A 17595-nucleotide genomic window follows, 5' to 3' on the forward strand; every position below is an offset into this window, starting at 1 on the left:
TAGAAGCATATCATTGCAAACGCTTACACAACGTGTTATATTATTGGTGAGGAAGAACATAAGAGTTCTTGAAACGAATTGATGAGGAATTGATTCGAGAGAACAACCTCACCGATATCAAGAAGTGTGTTTCTGGTAACCGAAAATTAGTAGGTCAGAAGCAGCGTAAGTATGGCTCATAATATCAAATAATTTGTAAAAATTTAGCCATCAGCGTGCACTAGGAACTAATCGGAGTAATGCAAGAAGATTGCAATTACAGACCGTTCTTCCGTTAGCATCTATCAGGGTGAAAGACTGATAGGTGCTTTTTTGTTTGTAATTTAGTTTTAAAGTAATTACATAAATACGCCAGTTAGTTACCAGACCATGTTTTTTAATTCGTCAGGTAATTTAATTTTATCTTGCTGGAAGTCATTAAAAACTTCTTCCAAAATCGTGAAGACTTGGTCAAGTTGAGCGCGTGTAATTACAAGCGGTGGCTGAAAACGCAACACATTACCAGCAAGTTTAACGAGAATTAAGCCTTTTTGGAATGCTCGGAAAATAATTTGTGCGGCAGCATTATTATCTGGGGTTTTAGAGATTTTATCTTTAACAATTTCGATACCGCCGTTTAGACCAAACATTCGCACGTCGCCAATAAAGTCGAAACGAGCTTGCAACTTGAGAAATTGTTCTTTCGCATATTCACCATCGGTTACAGACTTTTCGGGTAATTTTTCATCAGCAATGATATCTAATACGGCAGATGAAGCAGCTGCACAAACTGGGTTGCCGGCAGTTGTAAAGACGTGGGCTGAGGTTCCAAGCGCGTCCATAATGTCAGCTTTACCAATAACAGCGCTTAGTGGCATTCCGGCTGCAATTGATTTACCGGTAGCAATCAAGTCAGGTTCAATTCCAAAATGCTCAATTGACCACATTTTACCTGATCGTCCCAGCCCTTGATTAATTTCATCAACTGCAAATAAAATACCATTTGCTTGACAGAAAGTATGAATTGCTTGGATGTATTCATCGGGTGGTTTAATGATTCCAGCATCTCCTTGAATAGGTTCAATCAAGACGCAGGCCACTTCATCGGCGGGTAAATAAGTATTAAATGGTCGCATGAAGTCGGCTAGGTAGCGCATAGAAATTTCGTGGACGGTTTCATTAGGATAATGGCGATATAAATCAGGAAATGGAACATGTACAATATTTGGAACTAGTGGTCCAATTTTACGTACCATGTTGACGTCACAAGCACCTGCCGATATTGCACCAAAAGTGGTTCCGTGATAGCCACCTTCAAATGAAATGATATATGAACGACCAGTAGCTGCGCGCGCAAATTTAATAATTCCATCATTAGCATCAGATCCTGAAGTTCCGAAAGCAACTTTATATTTTTGGTCACCAGGAGCTAATTTAGTTAAGCGTTCAGCAAGTTTCATACTAGTGGGATTAGTGAAATAGCCAGCATCGTAGCTTACTAATTCATCAATTTGTTGTTTCATAGCTGCGACAACGTGGGGATGGTTATGACCCACATTCATCGCTGAGGCACTACCTAAAAGGTCGATGTATTGTTTACCCTCAACATCTGTTACTTCAGCACCTTGGGCTGATTTAATCACAAGATTGTAGTATTGAACAATTCCGGTTGGGGCTACATTATTCATATTTTCGTGAAACAGTTGGTCACCCAAATCATTTTCCCAAGCCATATAGTTTCCTCATTTCTTTTTAATGTAAATTATGTATTAGCATACCCATTTTGATTTTTTTATTCAACTGTTCAATGCTAAAATGGTGAGGATAAGTAATAAAAATAAGCTGCAAGTTTATATGCAAACTTAAAAAAGAGGAATGCCACATGAGCTTAGGATTTATTTTGGGAACCGCCGCAATGGATCATCAGCAAGCAATGGTTGAGCGATTGTCCGCTGATATGAAGCAATATCCAGACGATCAGTTCTACTATTTAGTACCTAATCATATTAAATTTGAATCTGAATTAGATGTTTTATCACGGTTGGGAAAGCTGACTAGTGATGAAACCCATTTGTATGCCCAATCAAAATTACAGGTATTATCATTTAGCCGCCTTGCTTGGTTCTTTTTACGTAATTCGGCCAGCTATCAAGTTCCACGCATTTCAACTAATGGTTTGAATATGTTGGTTTTCCAAATTATGAAAAAACACCAAGGCGAGTTAAAACTGTATGCAGGTGAGGCTGATCAAGCTGGGTTTGTTGGTGAAGTGACACGGCAGTTAGAGGAACTTAAGCAAGCTAATATTAATGCGGATGATTTAGCTAATTTAGCTGATGAAATGCCACGAAATAACCAAACCTTGACGGCTAAATTGCATGATTTGGTAATTATTTATCGTGAATATGAAATGTCGATTGCTGGTGAATATTTAGGTAATTCAGAGATGTACCAGCAGTTAACGGATTACATAAACAGTAATGATTTTAGTCATGTCCATATTTATTTAGATCGTTTTTCACAATTTACAGCTAGCGAACAAAATATTGCAACTGCATTAATTAGACAGGCTAAATCAGTTGTGATGTCACTAATTTTAGATCAACCAGCCGCGCATAAATTACCAGACACTAACGATATGTTTATTGAAGCCGGTAAGTTATATCATCGCTTATATAACGTAGCGGATACTTATCAAATTCACCATGAATTTGATGTATATGCCAAAGTTTCACGTGTAACATCAGATTTACAAGTCGTTGAAAAATTACTAATTGCAGATGCTAAAATGGCACAAATTCCAGCTACGACACTTGAAAATAAAAATTCATTAAAGATCTTTACGGCAGATAGTCGCCTAACTGAACTGCGCCAAGTGGCCCGGCAAATTCGCCAATTAGTTGCCACCGGTGAATATCGTTATCGTGATTTTCTAATTTTAACGAAGCATATGGATGTTTATAGTTCAGCAATTATCCCAACCTTTAAACAATTTAATATTCCAATTTTTGATGATCATGAAAAGTTGATGAATGATCATCCGTTAGTTGCGTTATTGAATGCATTATTTACAGTAAAAACCCATTATTATCGGCATAGTGATGTGATGCAGTTATTAAAGACGGATCTCTTAATTCCTCAAATAGACAATGAAGCAATACCGGTTGATCAATTTCAAGATGCATTATCAATTACTGAAAATTGGTTATTAAAAACTGGTTTCCATGGTGATGCTTGGTTTAGAAAAGCTGATTGGCAGTACTTTCAGTTTCGTGATTCAGATCAAGGGATTAAATCAGATAAAGTTGAACGGGCAACTGACCAAATTAATTTAATTCGAAACTATGTTAAAAATATTTTGCCACCATTTTATAAAAAATTAGACAAAGCAACGTCAGGTCAAGAAGCGGCGACTGTTTTATATCAATTTTTGGTTGCAGCGGGTGTAGATGAACAATTAACGCAGTGGTATCAAGAACAAAATGAGGCAGGCAATTTAGAAATTGCTGATCAAGCGCAACAAGTTTGGCAGACTTTTTGTGGAATTTTAGATGAATATGTTGCTATTTTAGGTGACCAACCATTTGATGCTGATGATTTTAGTAACTTGATGCAAGCTGGTTTTGATTCAGCCACCTACTCACAAATTCCATCAACCTTGGATCAAGTGGTCATGTCTGAAATCGGAATTGTACAAAGTCAAAAAAAGCGGGTAGTCTTTATCGTCGGGGCAACCGACCAAGTAATGCCAGAAGCTAGTAGTACCCAGTTATTGTTATCGGATCAAGATAAAACAGCTTTTAATGGTTTGCTAGATGACCATCAATTCCTACCAACGGACAATATCGAACAACTGATTAATGAATCATTCGTTAACTACTTAGCATTTATGAATGGTAGTGAACGTTTGATTATTTCGTGTGCGACAATGGATGATGACGGGCATGACTACAAAATGTCGCCATATAGTTTGTCGATGATTAATCAGTTTGGCTTACACGTCGATGAGTATCAAAGTGTACCACCAATTGACGAATCACCAATTTATCAGTATGTGGGTACCGCAGCTTCGACATTAAGTTCATTAGTACGAGTTGAGCGGTTAGCAATTGATCTAAAGACCATTAAAAATGGCGCTTGGCGGTACATTGATAATTATTTAAAGCAACAACCTGAATTTGCTGGACGCTATCAACAATCAATGGGTGGTTTAAATTATAAAAATCAACCAATTGTCTTAAAACCAGTGATTGTCGAAGGTTTGTATGGTGATACAATTCGGACTTCAGTTTCAAAATTAGAAGAATTTTACCAAAATGAGTATGCGTATTTCTTGAAATTTGGCTTAAAACTCCAAGAGCGTGACGAATTTGAATTAACCGCGGCAGACTCTGGAGAGTTATTTCATTCAGTTTTGGACGCCTTCTTAAAGGAACTCGCTAATCAACACCAAACAATTCGAACGATTACAGTGGATCAGATTAATGAAATGATTCCACAAATTACCCAGGAAATGATGCAACAGCCACAATTTATGATTTTAAATAGTTCACAGCGCATGAACTATATTGGACGACAACTACAAGCGACTTTGTTGCAAGTTGCTCAAATATTGAAGCAGCAGTCGACTCGTTCACGAATGGATCCATATCAAACTGAAGTGATGTTTGGTGATATGCAGGGACAAACGGGCATTCCCGGGCTTAATTTTGATCTTGAAAATGGTAAACAGGTGCGAGTTCGGGGCAAAATTGATCGGATTGATACAATGATGACTAATCAACAACAGTATGCAGGAATCGTTGATTATAAGTCAGGTCAAAAGACGATTAAGTTTGCGGAAGTGTATGCTGGGTTAGCGATGCAAATGATGACTTATTTGAACGTCTTAAAAAGTGATGCAAGCCAATTGAAGTTGAAAGATAGTCGTTTGGCGAGTGCATTATATCTGCATATTCAAAATCCAACCTTTAAATTACAGGATATGAAGGATGACCTTGAAACTGAGATGCTAAAAGCCAATAAGTATAAAGGAATTTTAGTTAGTGATCGTGAATTATTGTCTGATATCGATATGTCGATGGATGACGAAACGATTGGTTCATCAAGTGTATTTCCATTTGGTTTGAAAAAAGCAGATAAAAATGGCAATAACTATCGGGCCGATAGTAGTTTAGTCACCACTGATGAATTACAAATTTTATTAGATCGTAATGAGGAGCGAATTGTTAATGCGGCCAATCGGATTTTTGCTGGGTCAGTTGAATTGAATCCGGCACGTTATAATCAAAAGCAAACTGCCTTACAGTATTCACCATACAAAGATATTTTCCAGTTTGATGCCATGTTACCGGATAATAATTATCATGAAATTAAATTGATTAGTAATAATAAATTTTTTGATTCACTTAAGGAAGGTGGAAAATAATGGCAACTCATTTTACTGATCACCAGCAACAAGCAATTGATGATGGTCATCAAAATATTTTAGTTTCTGCCTCAGCGGGTTCTGGTAAGACTTCAGTCTTAGTTGAACGGGTGATTCAAAAATTACTCCATCAAGAAAATATTGATGAATTATTGGTCGTAACTTTTACTGATGCGGCCGCCAAAGGCATGCGCGATCGAATTGCAAAGGCATTACGTAAAGCAATTGATAGTACCGATGATGAACAATTAAAAGCACATCTTAAAATTCAGATTAATCGATTAGCGGTGGCAGATATTAGCACACTGCATTCATTTTGTTTACATTTAATTAAGCAATATTACTACGTGATTGATTTGGATCCACAATTTCGATTAATGACCGATGACACAGAAAAGCAACTACTGCGTGAAGGGGTTTGGGATGATGTTCGCGAAGAATTTTATGCCCAAAATAATGACGTGTTTGAACGGTTAACGCAGAACTTTTCTAATGACCGCAGTGATGACGGCTTAACCGAAGTAGTTCAAAAAGTTGACGAATTTGCTAACTCCACACCAGATCCTGAAAAGTGGTTAAACGGATTAGTTAAATCATATCAATTAGATGCAGCCATGTTAGCTGAAACTAGTTTATATCAACAACAACTGTTGCCGATCTTTTTAGAAACTTTAAATCAAGCCCAAACTGATTTGGAAGCGGCAATCGCAACGACTGCTGGTGATGAGGCGTTTGATAAAGTTGAGCTAATCTTAACGACTGAATTAGATCATGTAAAAGCAGTAATTGATGCTGTCCAAACTAAGTCATGGGATACAACTTTCAAGTTATTACATGAGTTTGAATATGTTACGTTTAGAGGTCCAAGTAAAACTAAATATCCAGAAGCGAGCGAAGAATTTCTGGCGATTAAAAAAGCTCGCAACGATGCGAAGGATGCCGTAGTTAAATTAACTGAGACATATTTTCTGCAACTAGAAGCCGATGCTAAAAATGTTACACGTGAAACAGAAATTTTAATCGCTAAATTAGTGGAAGTTGTGAAGGCTTATCGGGTGGCCTTTGCTGCCGAAAAGCGCTTGAAACACACACTTGATTTTAATGACTTAGAACATTTTGCTTATCAGATTTTAACTGATCCATCACCAGAAGGACAGGCCGTCGTTGAACAATTAAAAGCACACTATACTGAAGTGATGGTTGATGAGTATCAAGATACTAATCAATTACAAGAAAGTATTTTGCAACAAATTGTCTCAGATAATCCGGGCAATATGTTTATGGTTGGGGATGTTAAACAGTCGATTTATCAATTTCGACAAGCAGATCCTAGTCTGTTTATGGGTAAATATAATCAGTATCGACAAGCTGAAAATCCGGATGGTGAAGCAATTGTTTTGGCTGAAAATTTTCGTTCGGTTGGGAATGTAATTAATTTTACTAACTTAATCTTTGAACAATTAATGGATTCACAAGTTGGTGAAATGGAATATGACGATGATGCGCATTTAAAGTTCGGTGCGAAAGCTGATTACGATACTAACAAAGATGCCTCGACGGAAATTTTATTTTATGAGTCTGATGCAATTAAAGTGGATGCTGAACATCAAGGAGATGAATCTGAACCAGCAGACTTAACTGAGGAAAACTTAGATAAATCGATTGGTGAAGCCGTCATGGTTGGTCAGCGAATTCAACAGATGGTTCAACAACATGAAACGGTTATTGATCGAGCATCGGGTGAAGATCGGCAAATTCAATATGGAGATATTGCGATTTTGGTTTCTTCACGAACTAATAATCCAATTATTGAAGAACAGTTCGCTTTACTAGGAATCCCGGTAACATTAAGTGGTTCCGAAAATTATTTTCAAGCGACGGAAGTCCGAATCATGATGTCATTAATGCGCATTATTGATAATCCATATCAAGATATTCCCTTAGTGGCGGTTTTGCGGTCGCCGATTGTTGGTTTAGATGAAAATGAATTAGCTTATTTAAGAATTCAAAATAAAACTGATCAGTATTATCAAGCAATTCAAGAATTTGCGCAAAGAACGGATGTTACTGATGATTTTGGTCAACAGCTACATGAAAAGATAACTAAGTTCTTGGAACAACTCGCTAAATTTAAACAAATTGCTAAGCAGAATCGGTTAGTTGATTTAATTTGGACCATTTTTGAAGATACTGGTTTTCTTGATTATGTTGGTGGTATGCCGGGCGGTCGTCAACGACAAGCCAATTTACACGCGTTATATAACCGCGCTCATGATTATGAAAAAAGTAGTTTTAAAGGAATTTTTCAATTTGTGCGCTTTATCAACCAAATGCAAAAAAATGATCAAGATTTAGCTGAAGCCCAAACGCAAGTTGATACCAATACGGTTAATGTAATGACGATTCACGGGAGTAAAGGATTGGAATTTCCGGTGGTTATTATGATGAATGCTACGGGTCAGTTTAATAAGAGTGACTTTCAAAAATCACCCTTTATTCTTGATTTGTATAACGGGATTGGGGTAACGTATCTTAATCCACAGCGGATTAAAGTTGATACAATCCAAAAACAATTATTGAAAGATGATAAAAATCGTAAAAATCAATCCGAAGAAATGCGATTATTATATGTGGCGATGACGCGCGCCGAGCAACGGTTGATTATCACTGGTAAAGGTCGGAGTGGCGCTAAGAAAATCGAAAGTTGGGAAAAGGCCTTTCAAGCGACTAATTTGCCACTGCCACCAACGTTGCGCTTACAGGCGAATAACTTTATGCAATGGATTGGGATGGCCTTAGTCCGACACCCGAAGTTTGATCAAAGCTTGTTATCAGGTCTCCCAGCCCTACCGGAGTTGAAGAATGATCCGGCGAAGTTTACTTTCCGGATTGTGACCGAAGCTGATTTGGGAATTAATGAATCACCAGTAACAGCAGAAATTAAGCCTGAACCAGTAGCCAAAGTGCCGGTTAATTTAACAGCTGAACAACAAACGATGATTAAGCAGTTATTGAATTATCAGTATCCATATCAAGCAGCCACCAAAACCACGGCTTATCAATCGGTATCTGAGATTAAACGATTATTTGATGATCCAGATAATCATGAATTAATTCAATTGGACTTAGGTGATGCGGATAAACAACAAGGTCGGTATACGCAAATTGAATTAGGTAAACCACAGTTTCTACGTGGTGATAAAGCACCATCAGCAGCGGAAATTGGGACCGCGACCCATTTAATTTTTCAATTATTGGACTTAAATCATTCACCTTCAATTGAAGATGTAGAACGATTAATTCAACAATTAACAATTGCCAAAACGATTCCGGAAGTGATTGCGAATAAAATTAATCGAGAAGCCGTGGTTGAATTTTATCAATCTGATTTTGGTCAGCAAGTCATTGCTAATCAGCAACAGTTGCAGCGAGAAACTCCATTTTCGTTGTTATTACCTGCTAGTCAGCTATTTGAAGATTTAAAAGATTCGGATGAAGAAATTTTGATTCATGGGATTATTGATGGTTACTTTAAGACTGATGACGGACTAACAATTTTTGATTATAAAACTGATGATGTTCATGATAATATCGATGAAATTATTGAAAAATATCGGGGACAAGTTAATTTGTATTCAGAAGCTTTATCAAGGATTGAACAATCACCAGTAGTTCATAAATATTTGTATTTATTGTCAATTAATCAATTAGTCGAACTATAATTGATGATATTCAAAAGGTCACGTGCATTTGCACGTGACCTTTTTTGAACATAATTTAGTTAGTCATCACCATTGGTAATTGAATTTTTAACCACTACGTAGTCAACTTTACGAATCGATTCAAGGTCACGGCCACCAGCATAAGAGATTGATGATTGGAGATCTTCTTGCATTTCATCAAGGGTATCTTGAATGCTACCGCGGAAAGGTACTAACATTTGTTTACCCTCAACATTACGGTAAGCACCTTTTTGGGTTTCAGAAGCTGAACCCCAATATTGTTTGAAAGTTTTACCTTCGATTTTAATCATGTTACCAGGTGATTCTTCATGACCAGCCATGAGAGAACCAATCATCACCATGGAAGCGCCAAAGCGCACCGATTTAGCAATATCACCATTATGACGAATTCCGCCATCAGCGATTAGTGGTTTACGAGCGGCTTTGCTGCAAAGACGAAGGGCAGCTAGTTGCCAACCGCCAGTTCCAAAGCCAGTTTTTAATTTAGTAATACAAGCTTTACCCGGTCCGACACCAACTTTAGTTGCATCGGCACCGGCATTTTCTAATTCACGAACTGCTTCCGGCGTTGCCACGTTGCCAGCAATTACGAAACTACTAGGAAGTGTTTGTTTAATATATTGAATCATTTTAATGACATAGTCAGAGTGACCGTGAGCAACATCAATCGTGATGTATTCAGGTTCTAAGTTGGCTGCTTTTAAGTCGTCGATGAATTGGTATTCCGTGGCTTTAATACCAACGGAGATTGAGGCAAAAAGGCCACGTTGTTGTAAATCATGGACAAATTCAAGTCGTTTTTCCGGAGTAAACCGGTGCATTACGTAGAAATAATTATGTTCAGCCATCCAAATTGCGAGTGATTCATCAATCACGCTAGCCATATTGGCAGGAACGACTGGAATAGCAAATTTACGTGGTCCAAATTGAATACTGGTATCGGCGTCGTGGCGGCTTTCAATAATACATTTGCTAGGAATTAGTTGAATATCATCATAATCGAAGGTTTCCATAGTTATCTCTCCTTAAAATAGTTCGTCTTTTATAACCAACTAAAGAATATACGCATTTCATGATTCAAAGTCAATAATAAAAACGTATATTAATTAAAAACAAGTAATTAAAGTTCGTGTTTTGCTATTGACCAGATAGATTGGACTTGTTACACTATAATAGTGACGAAAAGCCGGTTAAAGTATAACTAAACGGCTAAAAATGAGACGATAAAACAAGACGTGGTTTTGTAATCGGGTTCAATATATGAGGTGGCAAAATGTCAGCAGTAGTTATTGTAGGTAGTCAATGGGGCGATGAAGGTAAGGGAAAGATGACTGATTATCTCAGTCAGGATGCCAGTATGGTGGTCCGTTACCAAGGTGGAAATAATGCCGGACACACAATTGTGTTTGGCGGTGAAACTTATAAGTTACATTTGATTCCATCTGGAATTTTCTTTTCAGATAAATTGAGTGTCATCGGTAACGGTGTCGTAGTCAATCCGAAAGCAATTGTCGAAGAACTCACGTATTTGAATGATAAAGGTGTTGATGTTAGTGGCCTCCGAATTTCTAGTCGCAGCCATGTCACCTTGCCATATCATATTCTATTAGATGAATGCCAAGAAACGGCCAAGGGAGAACTAAAGGTCGGCACAACGAATAAGGGAATTGGTCCAACTTACATGGATAAAGCCGCTCGGGTAGGAATCCGAATTGCTGATTTATTGGATAAAGATATTTTTGAAGCCAAATTAAAGTCCAACTTAAAAGAAAAAAATCAATTATTTGAAAAAATTTACAATGTTACACCGCTTCAATTTGATGATATTTTTGAAGAATTTTATGAATATGGTCAACAAATTAAAAAATACGTGACTGATACTTCCGTGTTAGTGAATGATGCCTTAGATAATGGCGAAAACGTCTTATTTGAAGGCGCTCAAGGCGTCATGCTCGATATTGATCACGGTACTTATCCATATGTGACTTCTTCAAATCCAATTGCTGGTGGGATCACTACTGGGGTTGGAATTGGTCCTAACAAAGTTGAAACGATTTTGGGAATTAGTAAGGCATACTCAACGCGGGTTGGGGATGGACCTTTCCCAACGGAATTAAATGACGAAATTGGTGATTATATCCGAGAAACTGGCCATGAATATGGGACGGTTACCAAACGCCCTCGTCGAATTGGTTGGTTTGATACCGTGGCGATGCGTCATGCTCGTCGCGTTTCTGGAATTACTTGTCTTAGCTTAAATTTACTTGATGTTTTGACTAATTTAAAAACCATCAAAATTTGTACTTCTTATCTAGTAGATGGTAAAGAAGTTGATTACTATCCAGCTAGCTTAACGGAATTGGCTAAATGTGAACCCGTTTATGAAGAAATGCCAGGATGGAATGAAGACATTACCGGGATTGCTGAATTTTCAAAATTACCAATTAATGCTCAAAATTATTTAAATCGATTAGTTGAATTAACTGGCATTCCGCTCGCAACAATTTCTGTTGGTCCGGATCGTTTACAAACGATGATTTTAGAAAACCCTTGGGGACAAAAGGAGACTATTAAATAATGTTAGATCGCTATTCAAGACCCGAAATGGCTCAGATTTGGTCAGATGAAAATAAATATGGTGCATGGCTTAAAGTTGAAATTGCCGCTACAAATGCGTGGGTCGAACAAGGTGAAGTTCCGGCGGAAGACGCCCGTAAAATTGCGGAAAATGCGACCTTTACCGCTGCGCGCGTTGCTGAAATTGAAGAAACGACACATCATGATATTGTGGCCTTTACTCGAACGGTTTCCGAATCACTTGGTGACGAAAAAAAATGGGTCCATTATGGTTTAACCAGTACGGATGTCGTCGATACTGCTAATGGTGTGTTGCTCAAACAAGCCAATGATATTTTGCGCCAAGATTTACTAATGTTTAAAGATGTGATTGCTAAGCAAGCCGTGAAATATAAGAACACGGTCATGATGGGTCGGACTCATGGTGTGCACGCCGAACCAACCACGTTTGGCCTTAAATTAGGTCGTTGGTATGCAGAAATCGAACGTGATATTGAACGTTTTGAACATGCGGCTGCCGGGGTTGAAACGGGTAAAATTAGCGGGGCAGTCGGAACATTTGCGAACGTGCCACCTGAAGTAGAAACCAGTGTTGTGACCCAACTTGGATTGAATCAACAACCAATTGCGAGTCAGGTATTACCACGTGATTTACATTCTGAATATATTTCAACGATGGCCTTGATTGCGACCGGTTTAGAAGAATTTGCGACTGAAATTCGTTCACTGCAACGCTCAGAAATTCATGAAGTTGAAGAACGGTTTGCTAAGGGTCAAAAGGGATCATCCGCAATGCCGCATAAGCGTAATCCAATTGGTTCAGAAAATATCTGTGGAATTGCCCGTGTAATTCGGGGACATGCGGTCACGGCTTATGAAAATATTCCATTGTGGCATGAACGTGATATCTCACATTCAGCGGCGGAACGAATTATTTTACCCGATACCACTACTTTATTGGACTATGCAATTAATCGTTTTAGTCGAATTTTAGAAAACCTTACTGTCTTTCCAGAAACGATGTTAAAAAATATGGATCGGACATATGGTTTAATTTATAGTCAACGAATTTTGTTGAAATTAATTGAATCTGGTCTGTCACGTGAAGCGGCATACGATACAGTTCAGCCACTAACAGCCAAGTCATGGGATGAACAAATTCAATTCCGTGATTTGGTTGAAGCTAGTCCAGCTATTAGTGAAAAACTGACGAAGGAAGATATTGCGGATGCCTTCGATTATCATTATCATTTACGATATGTCGATGAAATCTTTGGTAAATTAGGTTTATAATTTTAATTAAGTAAATAATTATTGGTAGCATATTAACTCATATCATTTGGTATTGAAGAGTTAATATGCTACTTTTATATTAGTAAACGTGCTGAATCAATCATAGAGAGGGAAATTATGAAAAAATTTGGTAAATTCTTAAAATGGTTGTTAATAATTATCGTTGGCTTTGTTGCGATCCTTTATTTGGCAACTTTTGTGGGCCATAAGGTGCTGTTTAAACCAGCTACGACGACAACACCAACCGCTAAAGCAGTGGGTACGGGAGATTTTAAATTTGGAGTGCAAACACAAAAACAAGCCAAAACCAGTGCTGAATACGTTAAAGTATTAGCGAAGCAAGTTAAGAACTATAATCAGCGGATTAGTACGTATTGGCCGAATAATCCGGAAACAGATCAATATGTAATTACGCAAGATATTGATACTAATAAGGTGTGGATGATTTCGCCAAAGGGTGAGATTAAGACGATGCCAACCAAGGATTTAAAGAAGTATCATATTGAAACAACAATCAAAACGAATGGTCAATGGTCGCCATTTAAGGGTAATGGTATTTCAGGGGCATTCTTGACGATTGCACCAAAAAGTTTGAATAACTATTATCAATTCCAAAAATATTATCATTTAGGAACCTATGATACCTTTATTACTTATAGCCATGAGTTGTTCCATAGTATTACGCAAGATCGTTGGGCTAAGAGTACATTAGGTAATAAGGATAGCGATGAACGACCAGATGATTCACTTGGACGTCGTTATCGGATGCAATTAATGCAACAATTAGCAAAAGCGATTAGTAGTACTAATGATAGCGATCGTGAAGCCAATACCAAAGCTGCATTAGCTACGTATAAAGCCTATCAGAAAAATGATAAAGCTGATTATAAAGCAACCATGTATTGGGACCGGATGGAAGGAACTGCATATTATTATGAATTAAAGACGTCACTATATGCAGCTTATCCAACTAAAATTAACAGTGATGCGGATGTTTATAAAGCGCTTGGCGTAATCTTGAAAAATGATAATGTGGCTTACCGTGATACTGGTGCAGTTGCTGAAGGTTACAATATTGGCGGATACGCAAGTTTCTTATTAGACATGTTGGCAGTTAAAAACGGTCAAAATGTTGATGATTGGAAGAACCAAATTGAAACTGAAGGTAATACAACCCCATTAACGTTGCTTGAAAAACAATACGAAGGGCAAACTTTACCTAAAGCTGAAAAAATTCCAAGTAAAGCCGAACTTACTAAGTGGATGGCAGCAAAAGATAAAATTTCGCCAGAATCTACGGGCGCCCAAAATATTTTCGGATTACTTTATAGTATGTTATATGGCAAAGAATAATTATAAAAATATTTATAATTTATAAGTATTTAAGTTTATAAAAATATTTATAATGATGGAACAATAAATTACTAAGAAGCGTTTAAATTAGCTTTCTTGGTAATTTTTTATTGGAAATAAGTAAGCTGTTGCTGATTTTCAATTTGTATCATGGTGATTTGCATGGTATCTTATGACCATTATCTTATTTGGAGGAGGTTTCGCGTGTGAAAGAAGACATTGAGTTAAAGCGATCATTAGGATTATGGTCAGCATTAGCATTAGTTGTGGGGACAGTGATTGGTTCCGGAATCTTTTTTAAGCAAGGATCAGTTTTAGACAGTGCTGGATCATCAACAATGGCATTATTAGCTTGGGTAGTCGGTGGGGTGATAACTTTAACCGCGGGGCTGACGATTGCTGAAATTGGGGCACAACTACCATACACTGGTGGACTATACATTTATATGGAAAAAATTTATGGTCGAGTACTTGGTTTTTTGTCAGGGTGGATGCAAATTATTGTCTATGGACCCGCCATTATTGCATCACTAGCTGGGTACTTAGCGCTACTATTAGTTAATTTCTTTGGACTCGGTGAAGCGTGGCTGATTCCACTGGCAATTTTTTCGATGATCTTAATCGGTGGTTTAAATATGTTAGATAATCGATTAGGCGCCGCCTTTGCGATCATTACAACACTCGCTAAATTATTACCGATTGCGGCGATTATCATTTTTGGAATTTTTTATGGTCACCAAGGAGCGATTGGGCAAACAATTACCCAAGTCCATCAAAGCTCAGGAACCTTTGGAGTAGCCGTCTTAGCTACGTTATTTGGTTATGATGGTTGGATTTTAATTGCTAATTTAGGTGGTGAAATTAAAAATCCACAACGAATTTTACCGCGCGCAATTGTGATGGGTCTGGTATTTGTCTTAGTCGTTTATACTGCGGTGACTTTTGGGGTCTTCAATGCTATTCCAGCGAAAATGGTTAGTAAATTAGGTGATAATACCACGATTTATCTAGCACAACAGGCTTTTGGGACCATTGGTGGTCGGTTGCTGAACATTGGGGTAATTATCTCGATTATGGGTTGTATGAATGGGAAAATCATGACATTTCCACGGATTATGTATGCGATGGCCAAGCGAAATGATTTACCATTTTCAAAGCAATTAGCTTATTTAAATCCAAAAACGCATGCGCCAATGATTTCCACAGTGGTAATTTTAGTAATTGCTGCTTTGATGGTAACTTTTTCAAATGCGGATTATCTATCTAATTTATGTATCTTTACCGTATATTGTTTCTATATTGCTGCGTTTATCGGTGTCTTTATTTTAAGACGGCGGGAACATGGTAATGAACGTCCATTTTCAACGCCATTATATCCATTAACCCCAATCATTGCGATTGCCGGTGCGTTGTTTGTTACCATTAGCCAAATTTTTAATGATCCATTGGGCTCGTTTGTCTCATTAGGAATTGTTGCAGTTGGTCTACCGGTTTTTTATTTAGTAAAGAAATATACTAATCAAAGTAATGAAATTTAACTTGTTATAAAAAGGGCTCCAGAGTAATTAGATTTTATCTAACTACTTAGGAGCCCTTTTATTATTGGATAAGGATTTATTAATGTTGTTTTTTAATTTCGATACCTAAGAATGACATGATCATCATTAACATAGATAGACCAGCTACCAACATCAAAGGTGATGATTTTTCACCTGTTTGGGGTAGCGTATTGGTAGTTGTGGTAACTACCGGATTAGCAGTAGTTGTAACTGGTGTTACTGTATTTTTTGTAGGCGCAGTTGGAATGACTGCAACGGGTTGAGTAACTGTGGGTTGTTTAGGCGTTACTGATACTTCATCGGTTGTCTTTGGGGTTGTTGTATCAGTGGTAGTCGTGGGTGCATTCTTGGTATAAACCACGGTGTATTCCGCATCAGTATCACCCAATTTAGCGGTTTGATCAGTGGTAGCTTGCGCTGGATTAGTAGTAACAGTATAGCCGTTAATTACGGGGTTAGCTTGATGTCCTAAAATATCATTAGTTGAAGTCGTCGTGGTTTTACCAGTGACGGCATCAGTTGAAGTAGTAAAGTCGGCCTGACTAGTAAAGTCATTAGCTAATTGATTACCGTCAGCATCAACATAATGAATGGTTTTATTAACTGTATCAGTCGTAGTCGTTGGTGTGTTCTTCGTATAAATTACGGTGTATTCAGCATCAGTATCACCCGATTTAACGGTTTGATCAGTGGTTGCTTCCGCTGGGTTAGTAGTAACTGTATACCCAGGAATTTCAGGGTTAACTTGGTGACCTAAAACATCATTAGTTGAACTCGTCGTGGTTTTACCAGTGACGGCATCAGTTGAAGTAGTAAAGTCGGCTGAACTAGTGAAATCATCAGCCAGTTTATTACCGTCAGCATCAACATAGTGAACGGTTTTATTAACCGTGTCAGTGGTAATTATTGGGGCGTTCTTGGTATAAACCACAGTGTATTCCGTATCGGTATCACCTGATTTAACGGTTTGATCAGTGGTTGCTTCCGTTGGATTAGTAGTAATTGTATAGCCGTTAATTACCGGGTTAGCTTGATGACCTAAGACATCATTAGTTGAAGTCGTCGTTGTTTTACCAGTAACGGCATCGGTTGAAGAAGTGAAGTCGGCTGAACTAGTAAAGTCATTAGCTAATTGATTACCATCAGCATCAACGTAATGAACGATCTTATTAACCGTATCAGTCGTAGTCGTTGGGGAATTCTTGGTATAAACCACGGTATATTCCGTATCGGTGTCACCTGATTTAACGGTTTGATCAGTGGTAGCGGCTGCTGGATTAGTAGTAACAGTATAGCCGTTAATTACCGGGTTAGCTTGATGACCTAAGACATCATTAGTTGAAGTCGTCGTGGCTTTACCAGTTACGGCATCAGTTGAAGTAGTAAAGTTGGCTGAACTAGTGAAATCATCAGCCATTTTATTCCCATCAACATCAACGTAATGAACAGTTTTATTAACTGTGTCAGTGGTAATCGTTGGCGAATTTTTGGTATAAACTACGTTGTATTCCGTATCAGTATCACCCAATTTAGCGGTTTGATCAGTAGTAGCTTCAGTTGGATTAGTAGTAACAGTGTAGCCATTAATTACTGGATTAGCTTGATGACCTAAAACATCATTAGTTGAAGTCGTCGTGGTTTTACCAGTAACGGCATCAGTTGA

General features: G+C 37.8%; 9 protein-coding genes. 6 read left to right on the plus strand and 3 right to left on the minus strand.

All coding sequences use genetic code 11. The features are described from left to right. Positions 1–359: 359 nt before the first annotated feature. Positions 360–1712: an aspartate aminotransferase family protein gene (locus FC70_RS06895; protein ID WP_057890255.1), complete on the minus strand. Its 1353-nt coding sequence runs from the start codon at positions 1710–1712 to the stop codon at positions 360–362. A 149-nt stretch (positions 1713–1861) separates the two neighbouring features. On the opposite strand from FC70_RS06895, the gene FC70_RS06900 reads away from it, so the two are divergent. Together FC70_RS06900 and addA are read left to right on the plus strand one after the other, a co-directional pair. Further along, positions 1862–5407: a PD-(D/E)XK nuclease family protein gene (locus tag FC70_RS06900; protein ID WP_057890256.1), complete on the plus strand. Its 3546-nt coding sequence runs from the start codon at positions 1862–1864 to the stop codon at positions 5405–5407. Next, a complete protein-coding gene (gene addA, locus FC70_RS06905; RefSeq protein WP_057890257.1) occupies positions 5407–9129 on the plus strand; it encodes a helicase-exonuclease AddAB subunit AddA in 3723 nt (1240 codons plus the stop codon). The genes FC70_RS06900 and addA overlap by 1 nt, the downstream gene beginning before the upstream one ends. A 59-nt stretch (positions 9130–9188) precedes the next feature. On the opposite strand, the gene FC70_RS06910 is transcribed toward addA, so the two are convergent. Then, complete coding sequence (locus tag FC70_RS06910) at positions 9189–10163, minus strand: GMP reductase (RefSeq protein WP_057890258.1); 975 nt, start codon at positions 10161–10163, stop codon at positions 9189–9191. A 260-nt stretch (positions 10164–10423) separates the two neighbouring features. On the opposite strand from FC70_RS06910, the gene FC70_RS06915 reads away from it, so the two are divergent. The 4 genes from FC70_RS06915 to FC70_RS06930 all read left to right on the plus strand — a co-directional run bounded on the left by FC70_RS06915 (position 10424) and on the right by FC70_RS06930 (position 15911). Next, the gene (locus FC70_RS06915; RefSeq protein ID WP_057890259.1) at positions 10424–11728 is read left to right on the plus strand and encodes an adenylosuccinate synthase; all 1305 of its coding nucleotides are present in this window, start codon (positions 10424–10426) and stop codon (positions 11726–11728) included. Further along, entirely contained in the window at positions 11728–13020 is a 1293-nt protein-coding gene (gene purB / locus FC70_RS06920) for an adenylosuccinate lyase (protein WP_057890260.1), read from the plus strand. Before FC70_RS06915 ends, purB begins: the two co-directional genes overlap by 1 nt. A gap of 117 nt (positions 13021–13137) precedes the next feature. Then, positions 13138–14373, plus strand: a complete 1236-nt coding sequence (locus tag FC70_RS06925) for a hypothetical protein (RefSeq protein ID WP_057890261.1) — start codon at positions 13138–13140, stop codon at positions 14371–14373. Between the two features lie 206 nt (positions 14374–14579). Continuing rightward, positions 14580–15911 carry an APC family permease gene (locus tag FC70_RS06930; RefSeq protein ID WP_145980474.1) on the plus strand — a complete coding sequence of 444 codons (1332 nt, stop codon included), beginning with the start codon at positions 14580–14582 and terminating at the stop codon, positions 15909–15911. 79 nt (positions 15912–15990) lie between these two features. On the opposite strand, the gene FC70_RS06935 is transcribed toward FC70_RS06930, so the two are convergent. After that, the coding region (locus FC70_RS06935; RefSeq protein ID WP_162253446.1) for an LPXTG cell wall anchor domain-containing protein at positions 15991–17595 on the minus strand (1605 nt) is incomplete at its 5' end.

Origin of the sequence: Paucilactobacillus oligofermentans DSM 15707 = LMG 22743, assembly GCF_001434315.1 — a bacterium.
Taxonomy (GTDB): Bacteria; Bacillota; Bacilli; order Lactobacillales; family Lactobacillaceae; genus Paucilactobacillus; species Paucilactobacillus oligofermentans.

What these genes read in the sequence shown, in the direction of transcription:
- FC70_RS06915 (WP_057890259.1), top strand. Translation starts at nt 10,424, where the DNA reads ATGTCAGCAGTAGTTATTGTAGGTAGTCAATGGGGCGATGAAGGTAAG.
- purB (WP_057890260.1), top strand. Translation starts at nt 11,728, where the DNA reads ATGTTAGATCGCTATTCAAGACCCGAAATGGCTCAGATTTGGTCAGAT.
- FC70_RS06900 (WP_057890256.1), top strand. Translation starts at nt 1,862, where the DNA reads ATGAGCTTAGGATTTATTTTGGGAACCGCCGCAATGGATCATCAGCAA.
- FC70_RS06925 (WP_057890261.1), top strand. Translation starts at nt 13,138, where the DNA reads ATGAAAAAATTTGGTAAATTCTTAAAATGGTTGTTAATAATTATCGTT.
- FC70_RS06895 (WP_057890255.1), bottom strand. Translation starts at nt 1,712, where the DNA reads ATGGCTTGGGAAAATGATTTGGGTGACCAACTGTTTCACGAAAATATG.
- FC70_RS06910 (WP_057890258.1), bottom strand. Translation starts at nt 10,163, where the DNA reads ATGGAAACCTTCGATTATGATGATATTCAACTAATTCCTAGCAAATGT.
- addA (WP_057890257.1), top strand. Translation starts at nt 5,407, where the DNA reads ATGGCAACTCATTTTACTGATCACCAGCAACAAGCAATTGATGATGGT.